24 protein-coding genes are annotated in these 24,566 nt (G+C 64.5%); 13 read left to right on the top strand and 11 right to left on the bottom strand.

The window, feature by feature from the left end:
- Positions 1–108: 108 nt before the first annotated feature.
- A complete protein-coding gene (locus Q2941_RS05170; protein ID WP_458191831.1) occupies positions 109–1,011 on the bottom strand; it encodes an ion channel in 903 nt (300 codons plus the stop codon).
- A gap of 107 nt (positions 1,012–1,118) precedes the next feature.
- On the opposite strand from Q2941_RS05170, the gene Q2941_RS05165 reads away from it, so the two are divergent.
- Entirely contained in the window at positions 1,119–1,742 is a 624-nt protein-coding gene (locus Q2941_RS05165; protein WP_458191830.1) for a ParB-like protein, read from the top strand.
- 15 nt (positions 1,743–1,757) lie between these two features.
- On the opposite strand, the gene Q2941_RS05160 is transcribed toward Q2941_RS05165, so the two are convergent.
- Complete coding sequence (locus Q2941_RS05160; RefSeq protein WP_198031773.1) at positions 1,758–1,913, bottom strand: hypothetical protein; 156 nt, start codon at positions 1,911–1,913, stop codon at positions 1,758–1,760.
- A 416-nt stretch (positions 1,914–2,329) separates the two neighbouring features.
- On the opposite strand from Q2941_RS05160, the gene Q2941_RS05155 reads away from it, so the two are divergent.
- The gene (locus tag Q2941_RS05155; RefSeq protein ID WP_458191829.1) at positions 2,330–2,488 is read left to right on the top strand and encodes a hypothetical protein; all 159 of its coding nucleotides are present in this window, start codon (positions 2,330–2,332) and stop codon (positions 2,486–2,488) included.
- A 65-nt stretch (positions 2,489–2,553) separates the two neighbouring features.
- Here the strand turns inward: Q2941_RS05155 and Q2941_RS05150 are convergent, their stop codons facing one another.
- The 5 genes from Q2941_RS05150 to Q2941_RS05130 form a co-directional block, all read right to left on the bottom strand.
- The gene (locus tag Q2941_RS05150; RefSeq protein ID WP_458191828.1) at positions 2,554–2,979 is read right to left on the bottom strand and encodes a GFA family protein; all 426 of its coding nucleotides are present in this window, start codon (positions 2,977–2,979) and stop codon (positions 2,554–2,556) included.
- 171 nt (positions 2,980–3,150) lie between these two features.
- Positions 3,151–3,966: an alpha/beta fold hydrolase gene (locus tag Q2941_RS05145; protein ID WP_458191827.1), complete on the bottom strand. Its 816-nt coding sequence runs from the start codon at positions 3,964–3,966 to the stop codon at positions 3,151–3,153.
- 161 nt (positions 3,967–4,127) lie between these two features.
- Positions 4,128–4,628 carry an MgtC/SapB family protein gene (locus Q2941_RS05140; RefSeq protein ID WP_254113855.1) on the bottom strand — a complete coding sequence of 167 codons (501 nt, stop codon included), beginning with the start codon at positions 4,626–4,628 and terminating at the stop codon, positions 4,128–4,130.
- A complete protein-coding gene (locus Q2941_RS05135) occupies positions 4,628–5,209 on the bottom strand; it encodes a peroxidase-related enzyme (protein ID WP_458191826.1) in 582 nt (193 codons plus the stop codon). Before Q2941_RS05135 ends, Q2941_RS05140 begins: the two co-directional genes overlap by 1 nt.
- Before the next feature lie 204 nt (positions 5,210–5,413).
- On the bottom strand, positions 5,414–7,150 hold the full coding sequence (locus Q2941_RS05130; protein WP_458191825.1) for an ATP-binding protein: 1,737 nt from the start codon (positions 7,148–7,150) through the stop codon (positions 5,414–5,416).
- A 452-nt stretch (positions 7,151–7,602) separates the two neighbouring features.
- Between Q2941_RS05130 and Q2941_RS05125 the strand changes: the two genes are divergently transcribed.
- Positions 7,603–8,571 carry a catechol 2,3-dioxygenase gene (locus Q2941_RS05125; RefSeq protein WP_027523678.1) on the top strand — a complete coding sequence of 323 codons (969 nt, stop codon included), beginning with the start codon at positions 7,603–7,605 and terminating at the stop codon, positions 8,569–8,571.
- On the opposite strand, the gene Q2941_RS05120 is transcribed toward Q2941_RS05125, so the two are convergent.
- Positions 8,568–12,086 (bottom strand): molybdopterin cofactor-binding domain-containing protein, encoded by a 3,519-nt coding sequence (locus Q2941_RS05120; protein ID WP_458191824.1) that lies wholly within the window; start codon positions 12,084–12,086, stop codon positions 8,568–8,570. The genes Q2941_RS05125 and Q2941_RS05120 overlap by 4 nt on opposite strands.
- Entirely contained in the window at positions 12,086–12,568 is a 483-nt protein-coding gene (locus Q2941_RS05115; protein ID WP_027523680.1) for a (2Fe-2S)-binding protein, read from the bottom strand. The genes Q2941_RS05120 and Q2941_RS05115 overlap by 1 nt, the downstream gene beginning before the upstream one ends.
- Before the next feature lie 250 nt (positions 12,569–12,818).
- Between Q2941_RS05115 and Q2941_RS05110 the strand changes: the two genes are divergently transcribed.
- The 9 genes from Q2941_RS05110 to Q2941_RS05070 all read left to right on the top strand — a co-directional run bounded on the left by Q2941_RS05110 (position 12,819) and on the right by Q2941_RS05070 (position 21,503).
- Entirely contained in the window at positions 12,819–14,276 is a 1,458-nt protein-coding gene (locus Q2941_RS05110) for a hypothetical protein (RefSeq protein ID WP_027523681.1), read from the top strand.
- Positions 14,273–15,172 carry a UPF0280 family protein gene (locus Q2941_RS05105; RefSeq protein ID WP_458191823.1) on the top strand — a complete coding sequence of 300 codons (900 nt, stop codon included), beginning with the start codon at positions 14,273–14,275 and terminating at the stop codon, positions 15,170–15,172. Before Q2941_RS05110 ends, Q2941_RS05105 begins: the two co-directional genes overlap by 4 nt.
- Before the next feature lie 27 nt (positions 15,173–15,199).
- Positions 15,200–15,784 carry an amino acid synthesis family protein gene (locus Q2941_RS05100; protein WP_027523683.1) on the top strand — a complete coding sequence of 195 codons (585 nt, stop codon included), beginning with the start codon at positions 15,200–15,202 and terminating at the stop codon, positions 15,782–15,784.
- An 81-nt stretch (positions 15,785–15,865) separates the two neighbouring features.
- Positions 15,866–17,068, top strand: coding sequence for an ABC transporter substrate-binding protein (locus tag Q2941_RS05095; protein ID WP_458191822.1), 1,203 nt, complete (start codon positions 15,866–15,868; stop codon positions 17,066–17,068).
- Between the two features lie 153 nt (positions 17,069–17,221).
- Positions 17,222–19,111 carry an ABC transporter permease gene (locus tag Q2941_RS05090; protein ID WP_458191821.1) on the top strand — a complete coding sequence of 630 codons (1,890 nt, stop codon included), beginning with the start codon at positions 17,222–17,224 and terminating at the stop codon, positions 19,109–19,111.
- Positions 19,108–19,899: an ABC transporter ATP-binding protein gene (locus Q2941_RS05085; RefSeq protein ID WP_458191820.1), complete on the top strand. Its 792-nt coding sequence runs from the start codon at positions 19,108–19,110 to the stop codon at positions 19,897–19,899. Before Q2941_RS05090 ends, Q2941_RS05085 begins: the two co-directional genes overlap by 4 nt.
- Entirely contained in the window at positions 19,896–20,600 is a 705-nt protein-coding gene (locus Q2941_RS05080; protein WP_458191819.1) for an ABC transporter ATP-binding protein, read from the top strand. Before Q2941_RS05085 ends, Q2941_RS05080 begins: the two co-directional genes overlap by 4 nt.
- 15 nt (positions 20,601–20,615) lie before the next feature.
- Positions 20,616–21,071 (top strand): MarR family winged helix-turn-helix transcriptional regulator, encoded by a 456-nt coding sequence (locus Q2941_RS05075; protein ID WP_458191818.1) that lies wholly within the window; start codon positions 20,616–20,618, stop codon positions 21,069–21,071.
- A gap of 42 nt (positions 21,072–21,113) precedes the next feature.
- Positions 21,114–21,503, top strand: coding sequence for a hypothetical protein (locus tag Q2941_RS05070; protein ID WP_458191817.1), 390 nt, complete (start codon positions 21,114–21,116; stop codon positions 21,501–21,503).
- Between the two features lie 11 nt (positions 21,504–21,514).
- Here the strand turns inward: Q2941_RS05070 and Q2941_RS05065 are convergent, their stop codons facing one another.
- Together Q2941_RS05065 and Q2941_RS05060 are read right to left on the bottom strand one after the other, a co-directional pair.
- Positions 21,515–22,198, bottom strand: a complete 684-nt coding sequence (locus tag Q2941_RS05065; RefSeq protein ID WP_458191816.1) for a hypothetical protein — start codon at positions 22,196–22,198, stop codon at positions 21,515–21,517.
- Positions 22,199–22,323: 125 nt separating this feature from the next.
- Positions 22,324–23,520, bottom strand: coding sequence for an amidohydrolase family protein (locus Q2941_RS05060; protein WP_027523691.1), 1,197 nt, complete (start codon positions 23,518–23,520; stop codon positions 22,324–22,326).
- 150 nt (positions 23,521–23,670) lie between these two features.
- Here Q2941_RS05060 and Q2941_RS05055 point away from each other — a divergent pair, with 150 nt between their 5' ends.
- Positions 23,671–24,444 carry a ferredoxin--NADP reductase gene (locus tag Q2941_RS05055; RefSeq protein WP_458191815.1) on the top strand — a complete coding sequence of 258 codons (774 nt, stop codon included), beginning with the start codon at positions 23,671–23,673 and terminating at the stop codon, positions 24,442–24,444.
- Positions 24,445–24,566: the final 122 nt, after the last annotated feature.

Raw genomic sequence — 24,566 nt, 5'->3', positions numbered from 1 at the left:
GGATCGGTCGCGGATCAGCCTTCAAAGCAGCGAAATTTAGATAGCACAGGGCTGCGAAGCGTTGCAGAAAATCTTCACAAGCACAGCGTGCATCTGTCGCGTTTGGAATTATGCTTCGCCGGTCGTTTCCAGTGTCTGGTGGAACCTGCCGTAGTCGATGCGCAGCCGTCCATCGTCCTGCGTATCGAGGATGTCGACATCGAACCTGATCTCGAAATGCTCGTAGGATTTGCGGGCATGCACCGTTTGCGCTGCAACAACGTCGTAGCCCGACAGCACCACGATGAGCGCGACGGTCGCGGCTTCCATGTCTTCCGCCGACAAAGCATGCAACGGGCTCGTCTCGTCCAGCGTGTGATAGAGCGTCCAGCTCAGGGCAAGGCCGGGGATTTCGTTGCGGTCGAGCGCGAGTTCGTAAAAGCGCCGCAGCGGCCGGCCTTCCTTCGTCACCACGCTCTTGAAGGCCCAGACCCGCGCATTGGCATTGGCGATGACGTTGTGCCGCTCATTGGCAAGGCGGATCATCAGGGTCGGCTTGCCCTCGTGCAGCGAGATCACCGGGTTCTCGGCGAACAACAGCCGCGCGCTCGGCCGCGAGAAGCGGGCGAAGATCAGCCCCGTCATCAGCGACATCGAGAAGATGCCGGTGAACAATTCGACCGTCGCAACGAAGTGGCCGTAATGGCTCTGCGGATGCATGTCGCCGTAGCCCGCGGTCGAGAGCGTCTCGATGGAGAAGTAAAAGTAGTCGATATAGGCGCCGCCGGGGACGTTCGAGATCGGCAGGTCGCCGAACCAGTAGAAATAGGCGAAGAACGCGTTGAAGGCGAGAAAGACCAGCGCTGCGCCCGCGATGAACACCGGCCAGGACGCCGTCATGCAGCGATGGCTGATGTCGGCCCAGAAATTCAGCGTCAACCCCTCGGCGATGATTTCGCGCCCGCCGAGCCTGACGATCCGTGCCTTGCCGGTCCGTCCATTGGTCGTCCGTTCATTCGGGATTTTAAGCATCCGCTTTTGATCTCTTCGCGCCGCAGCGGCATTTGCCGTCCCGGCCGTCATGGCATAATCGTACGGAGTTCAGGACGTTCTTTGCAACCTTTGAGGGGTTTTCGACAATGACCAACACGCGCGAGCCCAGAGTGCACCCGGTGTCGATCCTGTCGCTGAAGCCGACGCAGATGACGGTCGGCATGCGCGAGGTCAAGGAGAAGCGCAAGCGCTGGCGCGAGCAGGACAAGCAGAAGCAGGCGGACTCGCTCGGCAAGCACATGATCCCCGTGGTTCACGGGCCGGACCAGCGCTACTACGTCATCGACCATCATCATCTGGCCCGCGCGCTTCACGACGAGGGCGTCAAGGACGTGCTGGTCACCATCGTCGGCGACCTCAGGATGGTCGAGCGCGACGCCTTCTGGGGCGTGATGGACAACAAGCGCTGGGTCTACCCTTACGATGCCAAGGGTGAGCGGCGGCATTTCAAGGACCTGCCGAAATCGGTCGCCGCTCTCAAGGACGATCCGTTCCGCAGCCTCGCCGGCGAACTCCGCCGGATGGGAGGCTTCGCCAAGGACACCACGCCGTTCTCCGAATTCCTGTGGGCCGACTATTTGCGCCGCAAGCTGTCACGCAAGGCGGTCGATGCCAATTTCGACAAGGCGCTGGAGAAGGCGATGGCTGCCGCAAAGATCAAGGACGCGATCTATCTGCCCGGCTGGTGCGGACCGGCGGCGGACGACTAGGGCGCAGCGCTCACATCAATCGCGCTGGAAGATCTTGGCGCCGGGGTAGACGCGCCGGGCGTATGTCACGACCAGCTCCCTGTCCTGAGTCTCCAGGAAAGGGGTGCGGATCTGGCACGACCCGACGATCAGGTGCCACAGGCCATTAAGCTTCTGAACGAAGACGTTCATTTGATTGTTCCTCGACGAACCTGCATCCAGCAAGAGCTGCTTGTCGCAGCAGCCTTGCGATTCACTATCGTTATCCCGAGCGCAAAATTCCCAACGTGACCCGCGCCACTGTAAAACGACGTGACCATTGTTAGTTGCGCCTTTCGAGCGTGAAGTTCGCGCGGTTCATTCGTCGCTTTGGACTAGTCGGCGAGCATAAGGATCTCTCCCCATCGCTCAATTGTACGAGCTTATGCGGAGGTCATAAGAAGGGATGAGCGCGCTAAACCAAGGTATTCCGTTGTTTACCGGAGCGTCCTTGCCGGCCGGACCTCATCACAGTCTCTTGAGTGAAATCATTTTCCTGGCGCACGAAGAGGTCCTGAAACAAAGCCGTTCCATCCTTCGGGGCACTCGAGCCCACAAAGGAGGGAGGAATGCGCCGTCTGGTCTTCGCCGCCGCCTTGCTCGCGGTCGCCACAGTAGGGTTTCACAGTTTCATCTCGGCTTCGCTTGCCGCGGCTCGCGAGGCCAAGGCCGCGACGTTTGCCGAACGCTTTGCCCCGGCGGTCGAGTTGATGGGGAAGCAGCACTAGCGCAGTAGCGCGCCGCCGCCGCAGGCAACGCAGCGGCGGTAGGCCCGGACATCAAGGCCGGTGGCTCAGGCTCCGGGCGGCGGAGATGGCAGCATCTTAGGGAAGGTCGGCAGCCCCTCGTGCATCAGATGCCACGGTGGCGCCGAGGACGTATAGAGATGCAGGGCCGGCGTCAGGTCTGAATTGCTGTCAAGCGCGCCAAGCTTGACAGTCAGGAATGGCGCATTGGGAGGCAGGCTCCACAGCGGAGACCCGCAATCCGGACAAAAGGCGCGACCGACGTCGCCGCCGCTGTCGGCCTTGCGCGAGTAGATTTTTGCCTCGCCCTTCGTGACTTCGAGGCCGGTCTTCGGCGCGAGCGCGACGTAGTTCGGCCCGCCGCCCGAAGCCTTCTGGCAATCGGTGCAGTGGCAGATCCCGACACCCATCAGCGGCGCATTGATCCTGAATCGGATCGCGCCGCAAGCGCATCCTCCGGTACGGTCGGTCATGGTTGCCTCAATCCTCGTTGGCCAAGAAGCCGCTCATCCTGGCCGCTCACATCAACAGCCGGCTGGACACGCATAAGCGAGCGCTGCTGCCAACGTCTTGTCAGCATGGCTTGTTGCCCCTCGCGCAATCGACGCGAAAATTCGACCGTGCCGTAGCGCGAGACACCCCATCTACTCGGCTGATCCCATACATCGGGCGGCAAATTCGGCGATGAGGGCTGTGATTTCCTCCGGGCGCTCCAGGCTAGGCAGATGCGCGACACCCGGCATCTCACGCCCTTCCGCGTCCGGTACTGTCGCTGCCACGTGACGACAGCGTTCCTGAACGTAGGGAAAGTCGAGATCGCCCCAGATCACAAGGGTCGGCACAGCGACTTCACTGAGGCGGTGGAAGAAGGGTTGAATGTCAATGTCCGATCCGAATGGCGCGGAGCGGAGCGCGATGCCGTTCATGTCAAGGAGCAGGTCGCGAGCGGGACCGGCTACGCGGCCTTCGGGGGCCAGTGGTCCGTCCAGCCAGAGACGCGCCTTCATCGCGTTCAACCGATCCAGATCGCCCGATGCCTCAATCCTCCTTGATTGCGCCATCAGCTTATCGATCTCGGGAGGATAAACCGGATCAGGTGCGCCTGCGACATTAGGGGCGATCAGAACGAGGGCGCCAACACGCGATGGGTGTCGAAGCGTGGCATCAAGCGCGACGCGCCCGCCGAGGGAGCAGCCAACAAGGACCGCGCGCTTGCCGTCTGCGGTAGCATCCAGCACGGCCACGAGGTCTGCGAGGGCGGAGAAGTCCTCCAACTCGGCCTGAGTTTCGCCGAACCCACGCCGGTCATAAGCAACCGCCTTGTGAGTGGCGCCGAGTCCATTCAACTGGTCGCGCCACATGCGCCGGTCGCACACGTTGGCATGAAGAAAGACGATGGCAGTGCCGCCGCCCACGATCTCTGTTGCGAGCCTGGCGCGACCAGACGTGACATAGTGCATAGATTGCAGGTCCAAACCGATGACGTCTGCGAGTGAGGATAAACGGGATCAATCGAGTCCAGAACCCCGGTTGCCTGCATGGGGGTAGAGAAATCAAGGCGGGTCTGCCCGCGTGGTGCGAAGGGTGACGGGTTTCGCAAGAGCTCTGCCCGACCTGGGGACTAGCGCTCCCGCACATCTCGCCTCGCCGTTGTCTCGGCATCATGCGACTCCGCCTCACCGCCGAGCGCGCGGTGCAGCCAGTGCTCGGTGCGGTTGCCGACGGTGAGGATCAGGAAAGCCAGGACGAACGCCGTGCCGACGATCGGCCACTCTCCGGCGCCGCAGGCAATCCCGACGCAGGCGGCGAGGAAGGTACAGGCGGCGCTAGTGAGGCCGCGAACCCGAAAATGCTCGCTTTCGTGGACGATCACGCCGGCGCCAAGAAAGCCGATGCCGGTGAGGATGCCCTGGATGACGCGGCTGGTCGCGTCCGAGATCTTGCCGGGCTCGGCGAACTGGACCGCGAGCAACACCACAGTCGCGGTCGACAGGCCGACGATGCCGAGCGTCTTCAGCCCGATCGGCTTGCCGTGCAGGTCGCGGTTCAAGCCGATGGCGCAGCCTGCGAGCGAGGCGGTGCCAAGCCGCAGCACGATCTCCGGCCAGTCGAGCGAGGCGATCATTGTTTCGGCAGGCGCCCCATCAGGTAGAACTCGTCGTTCGGCCGCATGCCCGTGAAGTTCGCGAGCCGGTTCGACAGCGCGAAGAACGCCGAGATCGCGGCAATATCCCAGATGTCGTCGTCGCTGAAGCCGTGTGGGGCAAGCGCCGCGAAATCCTCCTCCGAAATCCGCTGTGCGTCGGCCGAGACCTTCATCGCGAAATCGAGCATCGCCTTCTGCCGCGGCGTGATGTCGGCCTTGCGGTAGTTCACCGCGACCTGGTCGGCGATCAGCGGGTTCTTGGCGCGGATGCGCAGGATCGCACCGTGCGCGATCACGCAATACTGGCACTGGTTGGCGGCCGAAGTGGCCACCACGATCATCTCGCGCTCGGCCTTCGTGAGGCCGGAGTCTTTCTCCATCAGCGCGTCGTGGTAGGCGAAGAAGGCGCGGAACTCGTCGGGCCGGTAGGCTAGCGTCAGGAACACGTTGGGCACGAAGCCGCTCTTCTCCTGCACGGTGAGAAGGCGCGTGCGGATGTCCTCGGGCAGCGTGTCGATGGCCGGGGCGGGGAAGCGTTGGGCGGCTGTCTTTGTCATTGGTGTTTTTTCCGGATCGGGGCCGCAAACATAGTCGATGCGGGCGGTCGCCTCAACGTGCCACATACTCGCTGTCATCGCCCGACTTGATCGGCGATCCAGTATTTCAGAGACGGCGATGGGATATGGAGAGGCTGCGGCGTACTGGATGCCCCGGTCAAGCCGGGGCATGACAGCGGAATTTGGGGAGGCGGTATCCGCCCCTTACCGCAACGGCTTCTTCAACAGCGAGAAGCGGTCGGGGTCGAGCCCCATCGACGGCTGGAGCATCGGGGCGTCGAGGCTGGAGAGCGTCTTTGCGGGCGGAGCCGAGAACACCGGATCGTTCGGCGCATCGCGCTGCGAGGTGGCGCCGCGCCAGCGCTCGAGTACGGCGCCCACGAAATGCATGTCGTGACCGGCAGTGACCGAGGGAACGCTGCTGATGGTCGCTTCGCCGCGCGGCAATTGATGCGGCGGCACCTCCTTGAAGCGCAATCGCGTCGGCAGTGCTACGCCTTCGCCGAACGCAAGCACCTCGCGGGTGCCGAGCGAAGGGACGAACGAGAGCAGGTTCGCGGCCGCGTCCGACACCGCGGCGCGGAGCAGCGCCTGGTCGCGGTCGTTGGCAAGGCGCATCGTGAACAGCGTGTTGCACTGGGAGATGATGGTGGCGTCGAGCTCGGCCGGACGCTGGGTGATGAGGCCGAGATAGACGCCGTATTTGCGGCCTTCCTTGGCGATGCGCGACACCGCCTTGCGGGTGGGCCCGAAACCGACGTTGCGGTCGGCGGAGGCATAGCGATGCGCCTCCTCGCAGACGAACAGCAGCGGCGAGACGCCGTCGCTCCACAGGCCGAAATCGAAGGCCATGCGGCAGAGCACCGAGACGACGGAGTCGATGACCTCAGCCGGGAAGCCGGCGAGCTGCATCACCGTCATCGGCTTGCCGTTGGCGGGCAGGCGGAACAGATGGCTGATCACCTCCGCCATGGTGTCGCCGCCGACGTTGGCGTTGTCGAACATGAACGCGTAGCGCGGATCGTTGCGCACCGCCTCGATGCGCGAGATCAGCTTGTGATAGACGATGCGCGAGGAGCGGTTTTCCAGCTTGCCCATGCGCTCGTCGATCAGCGAGATCAGATCGACCAGGCGGTACGGCACCGGCGTGTCGACGGTGAAGCCGACCTGCTTGGGATCGACGCGCTTCAGGCCGATGCGGTCGGCGTTCTGATACTGCGTGTAAACGCCCTTGGCGATCGGGATGACTTCGGCGAGGATGTCGAGCTCTTCGGGCACGCCGGGCCGGCCGCCGAACAGCACGTCGACGATTTCCTCGAAATTGAACAGCCAAAACGGCAGCTTCAGGTTCCGCGGGTTCAGCACCAGCGCGCGGTCGCCGAAGCAGCGGCCGTATTCGTTGTGGACGTCGAGCAGGAAGATGCGCAGGTTCGGGCGCGCTTTCAGGATCTCGTTGAGCAACAGCGACACGCCGGTCGATTTGCCGACGCCGGTCGAACCGAGCACCGCGAAGTGTTTGGAGAGCATTTCCTCGACGTCGACATAGGCGACGACGGAACGGTCCTGTTGCAGGAAACCGACATTGATCTGGTCCGTGCCGGTCGGCGCATAGATCGTGCGCAGCTCCTGGCTGGTGATCAGGTCGACCGCATCGCCGATGGTCGGATAGTTGGTGACGCCGCGCTGGAACTTGGCCTTGTCGCTGGCATTGAGGATCTCGCCGAGCAGGTCGACGGAGGCGACGGCAACGTAGTTGTCGTTCGAGAGGTTCTCGCAGGAGACCTCGGTGATCATGGCCACGATGATCGAGCTGGCGCAGCGGATGCTGACGAAGCGGCCGACGGTGGCGCGCACTTCGGCGATCGGCATCCGGCTTTCCGCCAAAAGTCCGACCCGGGCGAGCGATCCTCGTACCGAAATCACGCGTCCAAAGGATGTCACGATGATGAACCTGGCAAGAACAAGGATTTGCTCGCAACTATGCGCAGCCGTCACTGCACAAACGGTTAAATGCGAGGCGCCGCCGCTTTGTTAAATCCGCGACAATTCGGTGGGGAGACTTGTACCAAAGTGCATGCGTCCAGCGAAAATCGGTACGAAATTGCCGCTTTCCCGGCCGGTCGGCGGGTCGGTGCGTAAGGAAGGATTTACCATCCGGAAAGCCCGCTCAACCCGGTGGGGAAATGAAGGCGGCGCGGAGCGGTGCAGCCCAGTGCGGGAAGAGGGCGCTTCTATTTGTTGACGAGACCTAATCATTTGTACATTAGTACAAATGAACCGGCGGCCGGCAGGCCGCCCGCGCGCGTGCAGGTTCCGCCGTGGCATCCGCAAGCCCGCGTCGAAATTCCGGGATCCGTGGAGAGCGGATCGCCCGACATGCCATGGAGGAAATGATGCAGCCCGAACCGATCCTCGATCTCGCCCATCTCGGCCACATGGAGCTATTGACGCCCAAGCCCGACGAGAGCCTGAAATTCTTCGTCGACGTCATGGGCATGACCGTCAGCGGACGACAAGGCGAGTCGGTCTATCTGCGCGGCTGGGATGACTATGAGCGCTATTCGCTAAAACTCACGGCGTCGAACACCTCGGGCATGGGTCACATGGCGCTGCGCGCGCGCAGCCAGCAGGCGCTGGAGCGGCGCGTCGCGGCGCTCAAGGGTTCCGGCTTCGATATTGGCTGGATCGACGGCGATATGGGGCAGGGGCCGACCTTCCGCTGCCGCGATCCCGACGGCCACATCGTCGAGCTCTATTACGAGACCGAATGGTATCAGGCTCCGCCCGAGCTGAAGCCCGCGCTGAAGAACCAGGCGCAGCGCTTTCCCGCGCGCGGCGTCAATGTGCGCCGCCTCGACCATCTCAACTGCCTCGCGGCCGATATCAAGGCCAACCGCGAGTTCTTCGAGACCTATCTCGGCTGCCGCCTCACCGAGCAGATCGTGCTCAACGACGGCCGGGAAGCCGCGATGTGGCTGACGATGTCGAACAAGAGCTACGATTTTGCCTATTCGCTCGACCATTCCGGCGTGCCCGGCCGCTTCCACCACGTCACCTACGCGCTCGACAGTCGCGAGGAGATTTTGCGCGCCGCCGACATCTTCCTGGAGAACGGCGTCTACATCGAGACCGGCCCGCACAAGCACGCGATCCAGCAGACCTTCTTCCTCTACGTCTATGAGCCCGGCGGCAATCGCGTCGAGGTCGCCAATGCCGGCGCGCGCCTCATCCTCGCGCCCGACTGGAAGCCGATCGTATGGACCGAGGAGGAGCGCAAGAAAGGCCAGGCCTGGGGCCTGAAGACGATCGAGTCCTTCCACACCCACGGCACGCCGCCGGTGGAGACGAAGAAGCACGCCTAGTGCGTGCGCACGCGTGCGATCGTCTCCCTGATGCCCGTCCATGCCGGCTTGTCCGGCGCGAACTGTTTGCGCAGGAACGTGATGAGCTCCTCGACCTGCGCATCGCTCATGCTGTGCTTGAACGCGGGCATGTAGCCGAGGTCGCTTGAGGCGGGTTCGGTGATGCCGTGCAGGATGACCTGCACGAGATTGTCTGCCGTCGCGCTGTGCAGATTGCTGTTGAGTGACAGTGACGGCCGGCTGCCGAACAGCGGCAAGCCGCCGACCTCGTGGCAGACGGCGCAGGCGCCCTGATAGAGCCGCGCGCCGGTTGACGGGGCGACGGTGACTTGCGTTGCGCTCTCGAGCTGGGCCGCTAGCGCGTCCTGCGCCTGTCGGTCGATCGCGGTGTCGTTGAACGAGCCGAGATAGACCGCCATCGCGCGGATGTCGTGATCGGGCAGGGCGGCGAGATCCCGCACGATCGGCGCCATCGGGCCCGCTGCGACGCCGTGGAAACGCGAATGGCCGGTGCGTAGATAGGCGTAAAGCTCGTCCTCGCTCCAGGGAACCGGCGCCCGCGACAGCGATGTCAGCGCCGGCGCTTCCCAGCCCTCGGCGAAGCCGCCGGCAAGATAGGAGCTGCGCTGCTCGGCGCCGAGCGCATTGCGCGGCGAATGGCAGGCGCTGCAATGGCCGAGGCCTTCGACAAGATAGGCGCCGCGATTCCAGAGCTCGGACTTGGCCGGATCCGGCTTGAGCGTCGTGGTTCGATGGAACAGCGCATTCCAGCCGGCCAGCAGCGGGCGAAGATTGAACGGGAAGGCGAGCGCGTTGTCCGGTGTGGTTGCACGCACTGCGGACTGCGCCATCAGGTACGCGTACAGCGCCTGCATGTCGGCGTCGCTTGTCTTCGCAAAATGCGTGTAGGGGAATGCAGGATAGAGCTGCCGGCCGTCGCGATGCAGTCCCTCGCGCATCGCGCGCTCGAAGGCCGGATAGGACCATGCGCCGATGCCGGTCTCGACGTCGGGGGTGATATTGGTGCTGTGGATCGTACCGAACGGCGTTTCCAGCGCGCGGCCGCCTGCGTTCAATGCGCCGCCTATGGTGGTGTGGCACTCCGCGCAATTGCCAAGCGCGGCGAGCTCTGCGCCGCGCGCGATCGTCGAGGCCGAATAGACAGACGCATCGGGCCGCGCGATCGGCGCGATGGCGCGGCCCGGCAGCATGGCGGCGCCGATGCCGATCGCGGCCGTGCAGAGCGCGGCCGCCGTCGCGAAGACGCCGGTGCGTTTTGCAAACGGATTTATCCAGGAGCGAGCAGGCGCGGCCGCCGGTGCAGGCAACGCCTGAGGCTCAGGCGGCGCGTCGCCACGCAAACCCCTGAGAACGCGCTCCGGCGTGAACGGCGGCTCGCGGAAACGTACGCCGGTCGCATCGAAGATCGCATTCGCGATCGCCGCAGCGCTCGGCACCGAGGCGGATTCGCCGACGCCGAGCGGCGGCTGGTCCTGACGCGGCAGCATCAGCACGTCGATTTTGGGCACGTCGGGGAAGGGGATGATCGGGTAGGCGCCCCATTCGCGCGCCGCGACCGCTCCGCGCTCGAAGGAGACCTCTTCCATCAGCGCGCGGCTGGTCGACTGGATCACGTTACCCTGGATCTGGTGACGCACGCCGTCCGGATTGATCATCAGTCCGGAATCCTGGCCGGCGACGATGCGGGTGACGCTGACATCGCCGGTCGCCTTGTTGACGGCGACGTCGGCGATCCATGCCGACCACGCCGCGCCATAGCCGGGAAACTTGCTGTGCACGTAGAGCGCGTAAGCGAAGCCGCGCCCGTGCACGATCTCGCCGTTCTTGTCCTGCCGCACCGGCCGCGGTGTCCAGCCCGCGCGCTCGGCGACCGCATTGACGAGATCGACCGCGCGCCGGTCCTTCAAATAGCGCAGGCGATAGTCGATCGGATCGACACCGGCTTCAGTCGCGAGCTCGTCGATGTAGGACTCATGCGCAAAGGTGTTCGGCAGCGCCGAGACGCCGCGAAGCCAGGAGGCGCGCACGATCGGCGGCATGTCGTGCGCGACGACGCGCATGTGATCGTAGTCGTAGGGCGGGATCGCGGTGCGGTCGCCCATCTGGAGCACGTCGGGCTCGGGCGAGACCCGGCCGGTGAGAAGCAGCGCAAGAGTCGGCGCGGCATTCGAAGGATAGCGCGTGGCGAGATCGTAACCGGCGACGCCGCCGTCGGCGTTCAACCCGCCATTGACATCGATGAGCTGCGCAGTGCCCTTCGGCTCCCAGGCGTGTTCCTGCTCCCGCGTCAACTGCACGCGCACGGGCCGGCCGACCGCGCGCGAGAGCAGCAGTGCATCCGCGGTGACGTCATCGGCGCAGTTGCGGCCGTAGCAACCGGCGGCCTCGAGCCGGAACACCTCGATCTCGGACTCGGGCCGCTCGATCAGCAAGGCGAGGTCGGTGCGCAGGATGTGCGGGTTTTGCGTTCCGGACCAAACCCGAATGCGACCGTCCTGAAAATCGGCAACGGCACAGGAAGGCCCGATCGAGGCATGCATCTGGTAGGGCCAGACGTAGGTGCGCTGCATCGGCTTGGCGGCGGCGGCGATAGCTGCGCTCACGTCGCCTTTGTCGATCAGCGTGCGTGGCGTCGACGGGTTGGCGCGTAGCGCAGTCTCGAGATCGGCGAGATCGGGCAGGGCGGGTGTCGGCTTCCAGGTCACCTTGAGCCGGCTTGCGGCCAGAATCGCATTCTCCTCGCGCTCGGCGACGACGCCGACGAAGTCGCCGATGCGCACGACGCCGACGAGGCCGGGAATATCGCGCACCGAGGACTCGTCCACCGCGATCAGGCTGGTGCCGACGAACGGTCCGGCATCGACGCCGGCGTAGGGCGGGCGCACGACGCGGCCGTGCAGCATGCCGGGAACGCGGATGTCGTGCACGAAGGTCAGCTCGCCCGTCGCTTTCGCTGGCAGGTCGACGCGCGGCACGGACTGGCCGACGATGGTGTAGTCGCCGACGGGCTTGACCTGCACGTCCTCGGCGAGCTCGAGACGGATGATCTCATCGCCGATCAGCTCACCAAAGCTGACGCTACGGTTGTGGCCGCGAACCAACCCATCCTCAATGCTGAGATCCGCAGCCGGCAGCTCCAGCCGCTCAGCGGCGCGCGCGATCAGAAAATGCCGCGCTTGCGCGGCGGCCTTGCGCAGGGGAACGGCGGTGATCTGGATCGTCTCGCTCGCAATCGTCGCGCCCTGGTTCGGCACGACGGCCGTATCGCCGAGCACCACGACGACGCGGGCAAAGGACACGTCGAGCTCTTCGGCGACGATCTGGCCGAGCGCGGTGCGGATGCCGGTGCCAAGATCGACATGGCCGTTATAGGCGCTGACTGAACCGTCCGCGGTGATGCGGACGAAGGTCTCGGACGTGCCATCGTCGAGCGCGCGGGCGATGACGAGCGAACCGGAGCGCCGCTCAGTTCCATTCGAAACAGCGGAGGCCATCAATCACCGGCCTCGGCGAGCTGGCCAGATGCGCGCATCACGGCGCGCAGGATTTCGACATGCGTGCCGCAGCGGCAGAGATTGTAGCGCAGCGCCGCCATCGCCTCCTGCTCGGTGGGCTGAGGGTTGATCGCAAGCAGCGCCTTCGTGGACATGATCATACCGTTGAGACAGTAGCCGCATTGCGCGGCCTGCTCGTCGATGAAGGCCTGCTGCACCGGGTCGGGATTTTCGCGCGTGCCGAGCCCCTCGAGCGTCACGATGTCGCGCCCGGCGCAACCGCCGATCGGAATGACGCAGGAACGCGCGGCCGCGCCATCAATCAGGACAGTGCAGGTGCCGCATTCGCCGAGGCCGCAGCCATATTTGGGACCGTTGAGCGCGAGGTCGTTGCGCAGCACATAAAGCAGCGGCGTCTCCGGCGCGGCGGCGACGTCATGGATCCTGCCATTCACGGTGAGGCGGATCATGGTCTGCGTCATCTCTGGTCCCGGCGCGGTGCGCGCGCATGTCAAATTGCGAAGCCCGACGATACCGTTTGTACACAAACGTGCAAGCACCGCATGCCGCACTGCAGCGCGGTTGCCCGCTTTGTGGACAGGGCGGGCAGGCAGATGAGGTTTTATTCGGCAGCCTCACGGTTTTGCCGGTGGCGCCGCTTGACAGCTTCCGGCATCGCGCGCAACATCGTTCGTATACGAATGATAAGCCCCGTGATCCGCTGGCTTTGACATGGTGACTGAAGCGACGAGCGCTGCCTCCGACAAGATCCGCTGCGATGCCTGTCCGGTGATGTGCTACATCAAGCCCGGCGCGGCCGGCGCCTGCGACCGCTACGCCAATCACGACGGCAAGCTCGTCCGCGTCGATCCGCATATCATCCTCGAGCGCACGGTGTCGCATGGCGGCAAGCTGGTGCCGTTCAGCCGGTCAGAGGATTGGGACGGCAAGATCGTCCATGAACCCTCGACCTTCGTCACCGCGATCGGCGCGGGCACGACCTATCCCGACTACAAGCCGGCGCCGTTCATCGTCTCATCGGAAGTCGATGGCGTCGATATGGTCACCGTCGTGACTGAGGGCATCTTCTCCTATTGCGGCGTCAAGGTGAAGATCGATACCGACCGCTATCTCGGCCCGGAAAGCGCGGTCGTGCGGGCGCAGGGCGAGGCGGTCGGCCACGTCACGACCAGCGAATATGGGTCGCAGATGCTGTCGCTCGGCGGCGTGCATCATTTGACCGGCGGCTCCAAGAAGGAAGGCCGCGTCACCTGCGACACGCTGATGGACCTCTCCAACTGCAAGCCGGTCGAGTTCACGATCGACGGCGGCGCGACGGTGGTGGTGCAGGCGGGAGAGCCGCCGATTGTCAACGGCGTGAAGGAAGAGCGCATGCGGGTCGGCTGCGGCTCGGCGACGATCGGCATGTTCGCAAAGCAGTGGCACGGCAAGGTCGATGAGGTCGTCGTGGTCGATGACCACATCACCGGTGTGCTCAGCGAGCACCAGGCCGGCAAGCTGCTCGACATCGCCGACACCGGCATCAAGATGAAGGGCCGGCGCTCGACGCCCGGCCGCTATTTTCAGGTCGCCGATCCCGGCACGGGCTGGGGCGGCACCAACATCTCCGATCCGCTGTCGATCCTTGGTCCCTTCGACGCCAAGGAAGCGAAACCCGGCCTGACCATGCTGATGGTCTCCACGACCGGCGAGCACGCGTCCTACTATGTGCTCGACGATGCCTTGAAGCCGGTCGAGACCGAGATGCCGGCGGATTTGCGATTCTCGGTCGAGCGCATTCAGGAAAATTGCGAGCCGGCCCTGTGCACCGTGCTGTTCATGGCGGGGGCCGGCGGTTCCTTGCGCGCCGGCGTCACCGACAATCCGGTGCGGCTGACGCGCTCGGTGAAGGATGCGCTGACGCGCGTCACCAGCGGCGGTGCGCCGGTTTATGTCTGGCCCGGCGGCGGCATCACCTACATGGTTGATGTCACGCAGATGCCGGCCGGTGCGTTCGGCTATGTGCCGACCCCGGCTCTTGTCGCGCCGATCGAGTTCACGATGAGGCTATCCGACTATGCCGCGCTCGGGGGCCACATGGACCATGTGCGTCCGCTATCCGAGGTCCAGGAGAGCGATGATATCCGCCAGGTGCCGTGGCAGAACCCGATCCCGGGGCGGCGCGCATGAGGAGGCTCCCGCAAATCGCATTGCTGTCTGATGGCCGGCGGCTGCATTTGCAGGATGGTCCGATTGATCTGATCGTGGAGGCGAGGGGAGCCGAGCATCAGGTGCGCGCGGCCTATGAGGCGGCGGCGCGGCGTTTCACCGGGCTGCTCGATGAGCTCTGCGAGGAGCTGACGGAATTGCGCAAGGCGGCGCAGCCGGCGCAGTGTTCCCTGAAAGGCGTCGTCGCACGGCGCATGCACGGCGCCGTTGCTCCCTATGCCGGCGATTGCTTCATCACGCCGATGGCCGCGGTCGCGGGCAGCGTATCGGAGGAGATTTTGGGTGCGATGCTCGGTGCAGCGCATCTCGAGCAGGCCTATGTCAACGATGGCGGCGACATTGCGCTTCATCTGGGTGAGGGCGAGCGCTTCACCGTTGGCCTTATGGATCGACCCGACCGCGACGGCGTGATGCGGGCGATGACGATCGAGGCCGACGATCCGGTCCGCGGCATCGCGACCAGCGGGCGCCATGGCCGCAGTTTCTCGCTCGGTATCGCGGATGCAGTGACGGTGCTGGCAACGACGGCCTCGCAAGCCGATGCGGCAGCGACCGTCATCGCCAATGCGGTCGATCTGCCCAACCATCCGGCGGTCAAGCGCTGTCCGGCGAACGAGATTCAGCCCGACAGTGATCTCGGCGCGCGTCTCGTCACCCGCGAGGTCGGCGCATTGTCGCAGACAGAAGTTCGTGATGCGCTGGAATTTGGCGCAGAATGTGCACGGCAATTGTTCGATCGCGGACTGATCGAGGGTGCCGTGCTCAGGCTATGTGGTGATATGCTTGTCATCGGACCTAAGGATATTGAACGGCGACGATCGCGCCCGCCTGCACTGGAGAACGCGGTCCATGCCTGATCAGGAAACGAATCTAGGGAAACCGACATGAGCGCGATCATCCGCAAGATCGTCACGGTCGTCGAAGAGACGCAGATGGAGATGGGGAGGTCGGTGTCGCCGCCGACCCGACGCGCCGCGGCGATCGCCGTGATCGAGAATCCCTTCGCCGGAAAATACGTCGAGGACTTGTCGCCGCTGATCGCGATCGGCGAGGAGCTCGGCGACCTCTTGTCGAAGCGCGCGGTGGCGGCGCTCGGCATCGAAGGCTCGAAGGTGCAGAGCTACGGCAAGGCCGCCGCCGTCGGCGAGAACGGCGAGCTGGAGCATGCGGCCGCGATCCTGCATCCGAAGATGGGCGCGCCGGTGCGCAAGGTCCTGAGCAAGGGCGCGGCGCTGATCCCGTCGTCGAAGAAGCGCAGCGGTCCCGGCACAACGCTCGACATTCCCTTGGGCCACAAGGACGCGGCCTTCGTGCGCAGCCATTTCGACGGCATGGAAGTGCAGATCAACGACGCGCCGCGGGGCAACGAGATCATGGTCGCGGTGGCCGTCACCGACAGCGGCCGTCCGCTGCCGCGGGTCGGCGGGTTGACGGTTGCCGAAATCAAGGGCGAAGACGGGCTGCGTTAGACCATGATCCGGAAAAGTGGGAACCGGTTTTCCGATAAGATCATGCTCAAGAAATAGAGTCTTAAAACACTGGAGGTTGGGATGCGAGCAACGAAGTATTTTGTGGGCGCGGCATTCGCGCTGTTGGCCGGTGGTATGGCCAGCTCGGTGAAGGCGCAGGAGATCAAGATCGGCGAGATCAACAGCTACTCGCTGCTGCCGGCGTTTACCGAGCCCTACCGCAAGGGCTGGCAGCTTGCCGTCGAGGAGATCAACGCGGCCGGCGGCATCAACGGCAAGAAGCTCGTCGTGATCTCCAAGGACGACGGCGGCAAGCCCGCCGACGCGCAGACCGCGGCCAACGAACTCGTATCGAGCGAAGGCGTGGCGATGCTCGCGGGCACGTTCCTGTCGAACATCGGCCTTGCCGTGAGCGACTTCGCCAACCAGAAGAAGGTATTTTTCCTCGCCGCCGAGCCGCTGACGGATGCCGTCACCTGGTCGAAGGGCAACAAGTACACGTTCCGCCTGCGTCCCTCGAACTACATGCAGGCCGCGATGCTGGTTGAGGCCGCGGCAAAGCTCCCGGCAAAACGCTGGGCGACGATCGCGCCGAACTACGAATACGGCCAGTCGGCGGTCGCCGTGTTCAAGAAGCTGATGTCGGAGAAGCGTCCCGACATCCAGTGGGTCGACGAGCAGTGGCCGCCGCAGGGCAAGATCGACGCCGGCCCGGTGGTGCAGGCAGTCGCCCAAGCCAATCCGGAAGCGATCCTCAATGTCACCTTCGGCGCCGATCTCGTGAAGCTCGTGCGCGAAGGCAATACCCGCGGCCTGTTCAAGGGACGCGAAGTCGTCTCGTTCCTGACCGGTGAGCCGGAATATCTCGATCCGCTCAAGGACGAGACGCCCGAGGGCTGGATCGTGACGGGCTATCCCTGGTACTCGATCAAGACGCCCGAGCACGACGCATTCCTGAAGGCCTACCAGGCCAAGTACAACGACTATCCACGACTCGGCTCGATCGTCGGCTACCAGACCATCAAGTCGGCGGCCGCGATCCTGGCGAAGGCCGGCTCGACCGATCCGGAAAAGCTGATCGCGGCGGCCGAGGGCCTCTCGGTAGGCTCGCCCTTCGGCGAGATCACCTTCCGCAAGATCGATCACCAGTCGACGCTCGGCGCGTTCGTCGGCAAGGCCGCGCTGAAGGACGGCAAGGGCGTGATGGTCGACTCGTCCTACAAGAAGGGTGCGGATTATCTGCCGAGTGACGCCGAGGTCGAGAAGCTCCGTCCGAAGGATTGAGTTTCTCCGCTGTCGTAGGGGGGTAGCCGAAGGCGCAACCCACCACGGTCTGTCCCGCGGCGAAAGAAGTGGTGGGTTACGCTTCGCTAACCCACCCTACGAAGTTATCGCTCCCCGCGCGGGGAGCGCACAGAAACCCAACCCGGACCGCCGATGGCCTTTTACGTCGTACAGTTTCTGACCGGACTCGCCAGCGCAGCGTCGCTGTTCCTGGTGGCCTCGGGCCTGTCGATCATCTTTGGCGTGACGCGGATCGTGAACTTTGCGCATGGCGCCTTCTACATGATCGGCGCCTACATAGCGTTCACGCTCACGGACCGCTTGTCCGGTGCGTTCGGGTTCTGGGGCGGGATCGTTGTCGCAGCGCTCGCGGTGGCATTGATCGGCGTCCTCGTCGAAATGGTGCTGCTCCGCCGCATCTATCACGTTCCCGAGCTCTTCCAGTTGCTGGCGACCTTCGGCTTGACCCTGATGGTCCAGGACCTCGTGGTCCTGATCTGGGGGCCTGATGACCTTGTTGGCCGTCGCGCGCCGGGCTTCAAGGGCGCGGTCGATTTCTTCGGCCAGAACATCCCGAGCTACGATCTGTTCCTGATCGTGCTCGGCCCGGTCGTGCTCGGCATCCTTTGGCTGCTGTTCCAGCGCACCCGCTGGGGCGTGCTGGTGCGGGCGGCGACGCAGGACCGCGACATGGTGGCGGCGCTCGGCGTCAATCAGAAATGGCTGTTCACGTCAGTTTTCGCGGTTGGCGTCTTCCTCGCAGCGCTCGGCGGCGCGCTGCAGATCCCGCGCGATGCCGTGCATCACGCCATGGACCTGCGCATCATCGTCGAGGTCTTCGTCGTCGTCGTGATCGGCGGTCTCGGCAGTATCGTGGGCGCCTTCGTCGCGGCGGTGCTGGTCTCCGAGCTCAATGCCTTCGGCATCCTGATTTTTCCGAAGATTTCCATCATCCTGGTCTTCCTGGTGATGGCGGTGGTGCTGATCGTGCGTCCCTGGGGGCTGTTCGGCAGGCCTGAGGCGCCGGCGCGCCGCACGCCGGGCCTTACCGTCAATCCCTGGCGTCCGCTGACGTCGAACGAACGGCTGGCTGCGCTTGCCGCGCTCGTCGTCGCAGCAGCGTTGCCGCTGTTCGCCGGTAACTACGCGCTGACAGTCGGATCGGAGATCGCGATCTTCGTCATCTTCGCCGTCAGCCTGCATTTCCTGATGGCGGTCGGCGGCCTCGCATCCTTCGGGCACGCGGCGTATTTCGGCCTCGGCGCCTACGGCGTCGCGTTTCTCGCCAAGATGGCGGGACTGCCGATGATCGTCTGCCTGCTGGTGGGGCCGCTGCTTGGTCTTGCCGGCGCGGCGGTGTTCGGCTTCTTCGCCGTGCAGCTCTCGGGCGTCTACTTCGCAATGCTGACGCTCGCCTTTGCGCAGATCGTATGGTCGATCGCGTTCCAGTGGGTCAGTGTCACCGGCGGCGACAACGGCATTCTGGGCGTCTGGCCTTCGAGCTGGGCGGCGAGCCCATCGCATTTCTACTGGCTGGCGCTCGGCGTCGCCGCGCTTGTGACGATCGCGCTGCGCATCGCGGTGTTCTCGCCATTCGGCTACGCGTTGCGCGCCACGCGGGACTCCGCGCTGCGCAGCGAGGCGATCGGCATCAATGTCAAGCGCATGCAGTGGACGGCGTTCGTCATCGCTGGAACGACGGCCGGCATTGGCGGCGCGCTGTTCGACTACCTCAAGGGCAGCGTCTTCCCCGACAATCTCGGTATCTCGCTCTCGGTCGATGCGCTCGTGATGGTGTTGCTCGGCGGCGTCGAGACGGTGTCGGGCGCGGTGATCGGCGCGATCGTCTACAAGGCGCTCAACATCTGGCTCGTCAGCCAGACCGACCTGTCAAAGCTCGTGCTCGGCGCCTTCATCGTGCTGATCGTGGTCGTCTTCCCGAAGGGGATCGTCGGCATGCTGGAAATGCTTGCGCAGCGGCGCAAGGGATCCTCGCCGCCGGGCTCGACATTGCTCGCCAAACCGATCGGGTCCGCCGAATGAGCGTCGCCCCCACACTTCTCGCGGTCGAAGGCCTGACCAAATCCTATGGCGGCATCCACGCCGTGCGCGGCGTCTCATTCGAGCTGCGCGCCGGCGAGATCTTGGCGCTGATCGGGCCGAACGGCGCGGGCAAGAGCACCTGCTTCGACATGCTCAATGGCCAGAACAGACCGGACGCCGGGCGCATTCGTCTGCTCGGCGAGGATACGACGGGCAAGAAGCCGCGCGAGGTCTGGCGCCTCGGGGTCGGCCGCACCTTCCAGATCACCGCGACATTCGCGACCATGACGGTGCGCGAGAACGTGCAGGTCGCGCTGATCTCGCATCAAAAGCACCTGTTCCATCTCTGGGGCTCGGCGCCGCGGTTCGACCGCGACGAGGCCGTGCGCTTGTTGGAATTGGTCGGCATGGGGGGCTATGCGGATCGTCCCTGCGGCGAGCTCGCCTATGGCGACCTCAAGCGGCTCGAGCTTGCGGTTGCGCTTGCCAACGAGCCAAAGCTCCTGCTGATGGACGAGCCGACCGCCGGCATGGCGCCGCGCGAGCGCATCGACCTGATGCGGCTCACCGCGCGCATCGCGCGGGAGAAATCCATCGGCGTGCTCTTCACCGAGCACGACATGGACGTCGTGTTCGAGCATGCCGATCGCATCATCGTGCTCAACCGCGGCACCCTGATCGCCGAGGGGCCACCGACGGAGGTGCGGGGCAATCCGCAGGTGCAGGCAGTCTATCTCGGCGAGGGCCTCGTCTACGACGCCCGCCATCGCGAGGGGGCCTCAACATGAAGCTCACGGTCGAGGGGCTCAACAGCCATTACGGTCCGGCCCATATCCTGTTCGACGTCGCCCTCGAGGTCGGTGACGGCGAGGTGGTCGCCTTGCTCGGACGCAATGGTGCCGGCAAATCGACGACCTTCCGCTCCATCGTCGGTCTGGTGGCGCAGCGCTCGGGCCGCATCATGTTCGAAGGCAGGAACGTCTCGGCCCGGCCGACGCATGAGATCGTGCGCGGCGGGCTCGGTTACGTGCCGGAGGAGCGCCGCATCTTCACCGACCTCACGGTCGAGGAGAATCTCGAGGTCGGCCGCCAGCCGAAGCGGCCGAACGCGCCATACTGGACGCGCGAAAAGCTGTTCTCGCTATTCCCGAACCTGAACGAGATGCGCAACCGGCCGGGTGGCCGCATGAGCGGCGGCGAGCAGCAGATGCTGACCATTGCCCGCACGCTGATGGGCAATCCATCGCTGGTGCTCTTGGACGAGCCGTCGGAGGGGCTGTCGCCCAAGATCGTCGAGCAGATGGTCGATGCGATCCTGACCATGAAGAAGGAAGGCGTCAGCATCGTCGTTTCCGAGCAGAATTTGCATTTTGCAAAGCTGATCTCCGATCGCGCCTATATCATCGAGCGTGGCCGAATCTGTTTCGGTGGTACGATGGCCGAGCTCGATGCGCGCCCGGATATCCGCGACGCGCATTTGTCATTGTGAAGGGGCGGGGCGGGAATGGCGAGAGGCGTCGCAGCCAAGAAGAGTGTCAGGCAGGCCAAGCCGCCTTATGTGCTCGATGAGCAGGTCGGCTTCATCCTGCGCCAGGTCTGGCAACGTCACAGCGCGATCTTTGCCCGTGATATCGGCACCAACCTCACGCCGACGCAATGGGCGGCGCTGTCGAAGCTCGCCGAGACCGGGCCTTGCTCGCAAAACCAGCTCGGACGGCTCACCGCGATGGATGTTGCGACCATCAAGGGCGTGATCGACCGGCTCAGCGCCCGCGGGCTGACGGAGACAAGTCAGGATCCGGAGGATGGACGGCGGCTGCTCGTGAGCCTCACGCGCGCCGGTCAGCAGCTTGCGGAGAAGGTCGCGCCGAATGCGCTCGCGATCACCCGCGAGACGCTGGCACCGCTCGACGCCAGGGAGCGCGAGATGCTGATGGCGCTGTTGAACAAGCTGCGCTGAGGCGCGACTAACCTCGATGAGGGTTTTGTCGAGGTTTCCGGCATGAGAGCGGCGACGCGGTTTGCGATGATTTTGAGTCTTGCTACGGCGCTGGCGGGCGGGTGCGCTCGTGCCTGGGCCACGCAGCCTTACGAAGGGTTCTGGGCGTCGACCAAAATGGACTGCCGCGACGAGGACAGTGCCAACCGCATGAGCATCGAAGGCGGCAATCGCCTCTTTTGGTACGAGACGCGGTGCCGCGCCAGCGAGATCACTGCCGATGGGAGGCTGAGCTGGAAGATGCGGCTTGCCTGTGAAGGCGAGGGCGAGAAGTTTCGCTCCAATCCGCGCGTCTCCATCGCTGCGGATGGCAGGCTGGTGATGGACAATGGCCCGGTTGGACAGGCCAAGCGCCAGACCTATGTGCGCTGTGAGATACCCAAGTCTCGCTGATCTTCAGCGCATTACGTCTTCCCCGGCCATTTGGCGCGGTAGCGGATTTCGCTGCCGTCGCTGAGCCGCCGCCACGTTCCGAACTCCGGCGTGTGCGGCGCCCAGGCAGATAGTCCGATCGGATAGACCCGGCTCGGTTGTCCCGCGATGGTGATGGCGAGCTGCCGGTGCGAGGTTCGAAACGCGAGCTCGACTTCGCCTGCGATGACAGGCTGGTCGCCATCGCGATAGAAGGCGGCCGGTGTCACTTCGCCCGGCATGGTGTTGAGGTCGGTCTGCAGTTCGATGGCAATGCCTTGAGCTGAGGTCGGCACCATGACGCCGGCTGGCAAACGAACTTCGAACACGAGCAAGGGGGTGGCGCCGTTCCGATTGAGCCAGGGCGTGGCGGTCATGTACGCGACGGCCAGGTAAGTGGCGCTGGCGCCGACGCAGAGGAGGGCGACGACACCGAGCGACTTCAGGCTGTTGCGGGTGAGGATGCCAGCATTGGCGTCCTTGTGTGTCGTCAGCTTGGTCGCGAGCACCAGGCCTGCAATCGCACCGGCAGGCGCGATGACGAACACCGCAAGCAGGCCCGTCGTGATCGGGTCCGCGCGATTGCCGAAGCCGGTAAGCTCGAGCAGCCCGATCGTGCCGATGAATCCAGCCACCGCACCAGCGACGCCGGCGGCAATCCGTAGTGAACTCTTCATGTCTCCCTCGATGGTCCAGCATTGAACTGCCGCCACCAGGGGCTGCCTGCGTTAGACGCAGCAGGCCCGCGACTTGTTCAATGCTGTCGAGGGACGATGCGGAGCGGCGCGCCGCTCCGGCTGCGTCACTTCGCCACCACCTCCGGCACCTTCCCCGCCGGCGGAGTGTTGCGGCTGCGCTGGGTGCGGACGATGCCGTCGATAATAGTCATGCCGATGCCGGGCAGGTCGCCGAGCTGAACGCTCTCCAGGATGTTCTTGCCCGGCGAATGTTGCGCCTTGTCCATGATGACAAAATCGGCCGAGCGGCCTACTTCAATGAGGCCGCAATCGAGCTCGCGCATCCGCGCGGTGTTGCCGGTGGCGAGGCAAAACGCGATCTCGGCCGGCAGCTCGCCGAGCGAGGACAGCATCGAGACCATGCGCAAAATGCCGAGCGGCTGCACGCCGGAGCCGGCCGGCGCGTCGGTGCCGAGGATGACGCGGTGGAGGTCGCCCATCTCGCGCGCGGTGCGCAGCGTGAACAGCGCCGAGCGCTCATTGCCGTTGTGCACGAGCTCGAGCCCGCGCTTGCAGCCCTCGCAGATACAGCGGATCTGGTCGTCGGGCAGGGCGGTGTGGCCGCCATTGATGTGACCAACCACGTCGGTGTCGGCCTCCAGCACAACATCCTTGTCGATCAGGCCGGAGCCGGGAATCGACGGGCCGCCGGTATGGATCGTGCTCTGGATACCGTATTTGCGCGCCCAGCCGACCATCTTGCGCGCGGTGGGGCCGTCCTTGACGCCGCCGAGGCCGACCTCGCCGAGCAGCTTGACGCCGGCAGCGGCCATCTCCTTGAAATCCTCCTCGACCATCTCGCACTCGATCACGGGCGCACCGGCGTGAACCTTTACGCCGCCCGGACGCAGCGTCCAGAACGCGCGCTGGGCGAATATGGCCATCGCCTTCAACCCGACGACATCGCGGGGCCGGCCGGGCATGTGCACCTCGCCGGCCGAGATCATGGTGGTCACGCCGCCGTGGAGGTAGCTGTCGATCCAGTTGATCTGGTTCTGGCGCGGCGTCCAGTCTCCAGCGACGGGGTGGACGTGGCTGTCGATCAGCCCCGGCGCGACCGTGGTGCCGTTTGCGTCGACGATGGTGGTTGCTCCTTCCGTGTTGACGTCCTTGAATCGGCCGATCGCGGTGATCTTGCCGTTCTCGGCGACGATGGTGTCGCCATCCAGGATCGGCTTCTCCAGCGCGCCCGACAGAATCAGGCCGATATTGCGGATCACGAGCTTCGAAGGCCCGGTGGCCTGGGGTGCGTCATGCGCCATGGAAAGGCTCCTTATTCCTAACTGCAACACTCGCGATCTTGGGCAGCCTTGACCAAAGGATCAAGCCGGATTATTCATTTGTATACGAACGATCGTATACGAATGACGCATAGCTGACAATCGCCTGCGCGCCGGCAAGGGAAGGGTGAGATGAGCAATTTCAACCAGGAAAGCGTCCTCAGCGTCCACCACTGGACCGACACGCTGTTCAGCTTCAAGACCACGCGCAGCCCGACCTTCCGTTTCCGCAACGGCGAATTCACGATGATCGGGCTCAAGGTCGGTGAGAAGCCGCTGCTCCGCGCCTACAGCGTCGCCAGCGCCAATTACGAGGACACGCTGGAGTTCTTCTCGATCAAGGTACCGGATGGCCCGCTGACCTCGCGCCTCCAGCACCTGAAGGAAGGCGACGAGATCATCGTCAGCCGCAAGGCGACCGGCACGCTGGTGATCGACAATCTCGAAGCGGGCCGCAATCTCTACCTGATCGGCACCGGCACGGGTCTCGCGCCGTTCCTGAGCGTGATCAAGGATCCCGAAACCTATGAGCGGTTCGAGAAGGTGGTGCTCCTGCACGGCTGCCGGCACGTCAAGGAGCTCGCCTATGGCGAGATGATCACCGAGACGCTGCCGAAGGACGAGTTGCTCGGCGACTACATCCGCAACCAGCTGATCTATTACCCGACCGTCACCCGCGATCCCTTCCGCAACCGCGGCCGCATCACCGATCTCATCACCTCGGGCAAGCTGTTTGCCGACATCGGCCTGCCGCCGATTGAGGCGGCCCACGACCGCGTCATGATCTGCGGCAGCCCGGCGCTGGTCACTGATACCCGCCTGCTCCTGACCGAGCGCGGCCTCGTCGAGGGCAATCATGGCGAGCCGGCGCAATTCGTGGTCGAGAAGGCCTTTGCCGAGCGCTGAACAGGCTCTTGTTTGGGGCATGATCTTCTCGGAAAACCGCCGTACACTTTTCCGGATCATGCCCACCGCGCAATAAAGCCGCATTTTTGCCGCCCGGCGCCCGTTGCGGCGTCGATTCGGCA

This window comes from Bradyrhizobium sp. UFLA05-153 (assembly GCF_054185185.1).
This window is presented reverse-complemented; position numbering and strand designations above follow the sequence as displayed.

Excerpts from the sequence above, each read along its gene's own strand:
- Q2941_RS05170 (WP_458191831.1), bottom strand. The coding sequence starts at position 1,011 with ATGCTTAAAATCCCGAATGAACGGACGACCAATGGACGGACCGGCAAG.
- Q2941_RS05165 (WP_458191830.1), top strand. The coding sequence starts at position 1,119 with ATGACCAACACGCGCGAGCCCAGAGTGCACCCGGTGTCGATCCTGTCG.
- Q2941_RS05160 (WP_198031773.1), bottom strand. The coding sequence starts at position 1,913 with ATGAACGTCTTCGTTCAGAAGCTTAATGGCCTGTGGCACCTGATCGTC.
- Q2941_RS05155 (WP_458191829.1), top strand. The coding sequence starts at position 2,330 with ATGCGCCGTCTGGTCTTCGCCGCCGCCTTGCTCGCGGTCGCCACAGTA.
- Q2941_RS05150 (WP_458191828.1), bottom strand. The coding sequence starts at position 2,979 with ATGACCGACCGTACCGGAGGATGCGCTTGCGGCGCGATCCGATTCAGG.
- Q2941_RS05145 (WP_458191827.1), bottom strand. The coding sequence starts at position 3,966 with ATGCACTATGTCACGTCTGGTCGCGCCAGGCTCGCAACAGAGATCGTG.
- Q2941_RS05135 (WP_458191826.1), bottom strand. The coding sequence starts at position 5,209 with ATGACAAAGACAGCCGCCCAACGCTTCCCCGCCCCGGCCATCGACACG.
- Q2941_RS05125 (WP_027523678.1), top strand. The coding sequence starts at position 7,603 with ATGCAGCCCGAACCGATCCTCGATCTCGCCCATCTCGGCCACATGGAG.
- Q2941_RS05120 (WP_458191824.1), bottom strand. The coding sequence starts at position 12,086 with ATGGCCTCCGCTGTTTCGAATGGAACTGAGCGGCGCTCCGGTTCGCTC.
- Q2941_RS05115 (WP_027523680.1), bottom strand. The coding sequence starts at position 12,568 with ATGACGCAGACCATGATCCGCCTCACCGTGAATGGCAGGATCCATGAC.
- Q2941_RS05110 (WP_027523681.1), top strand. The coding sequence starts at position 12,819 with ATGGTGACTGAAGCGACGAGCGCTGCCTCCGACAAGATCCGCTGCGAT.
- Q2941_RS05105 (WP_458191823.1), top strand. The coding sequence starts at position 14,273 with ATGAGGAGGCTCCCGCAAATCGCATTGCTGTCTGATGGCCGGCGGCTG.
- Q2941_RS05100 (WP_027523683.1), top strand. The coding sequence starts at position 15,200 with ATGAGCGCGATCATCCGCAAGATCGTCACGGTCGTCGAAGAGACGCAG.
- Q2941_RS05095 (WP_458191822.1), top strand. The coding sequence starts at position 15,866 with ATGCGAGCAACGAAGTATTTTGTGGGCGCGGCATTCGCGCTGTTGGCC.
- Q2941_RS05090 (WP_458191821.1), top strand. The coding sequence starts at position 17,222 with ATGGCCTTTTACGTCGTACAGTTTCTGACCGGACTCGCCAGCGCAGCG.
- Q2941_RS05085 (WP_458191820.1), top strand. The coding sequence starts at position 19,108 with ATGAGCGTCGCCCCCACACTTCTCGCGGTCGAAGGCCTGACCAAATCC.
- Q2941_RS05080 (WP_458191819.1), top strand. The coding sequence starts at position 19,896 with ATGAAGCTCACGGTCGAGGGGCTCAACAGCCATTACGGTCCGGCCCAT.
- Q2941_RS05075 (WP_458191818.1), top strand. The coding sequence starts at position 20,616 with ATGGCGAGAGGCGTCGCAGCCAAGAAGAGTGTCAGGCAGGCCAAGCCG.
- Q2941_RS05070 (WP_458191817.1), top strand. The coding sequence starts at position 21,114 with ATGAGAGCGGCGACGCGGTTTGCGATGATTTTGAGTCTTGCTACGGCG.
- Q2941_RS05065 (WP_458191816.1), bottom strand. The coding sequence starts at position 22,198 with ATGAAGAGTTCACTACGGATTGCCGCCGGCGTCGCTGGTGCGGTGGCT.
- Q2941_RS05060 (WP_027523691.1), bottom strand. The coding sequence starts at position 23,520 with ATGGCGCATGACGCACCCCAGGCCACCGGGCCTTCGAAGCTCGTGATC.
- Q2941_RS05055 (WP_458191815.1), top strand. The coding sequence starts at position 23,671 with ATGAGCAATTTCAACCAGGAAAGCGTCCTCAGCGTCCACCACTGGACC.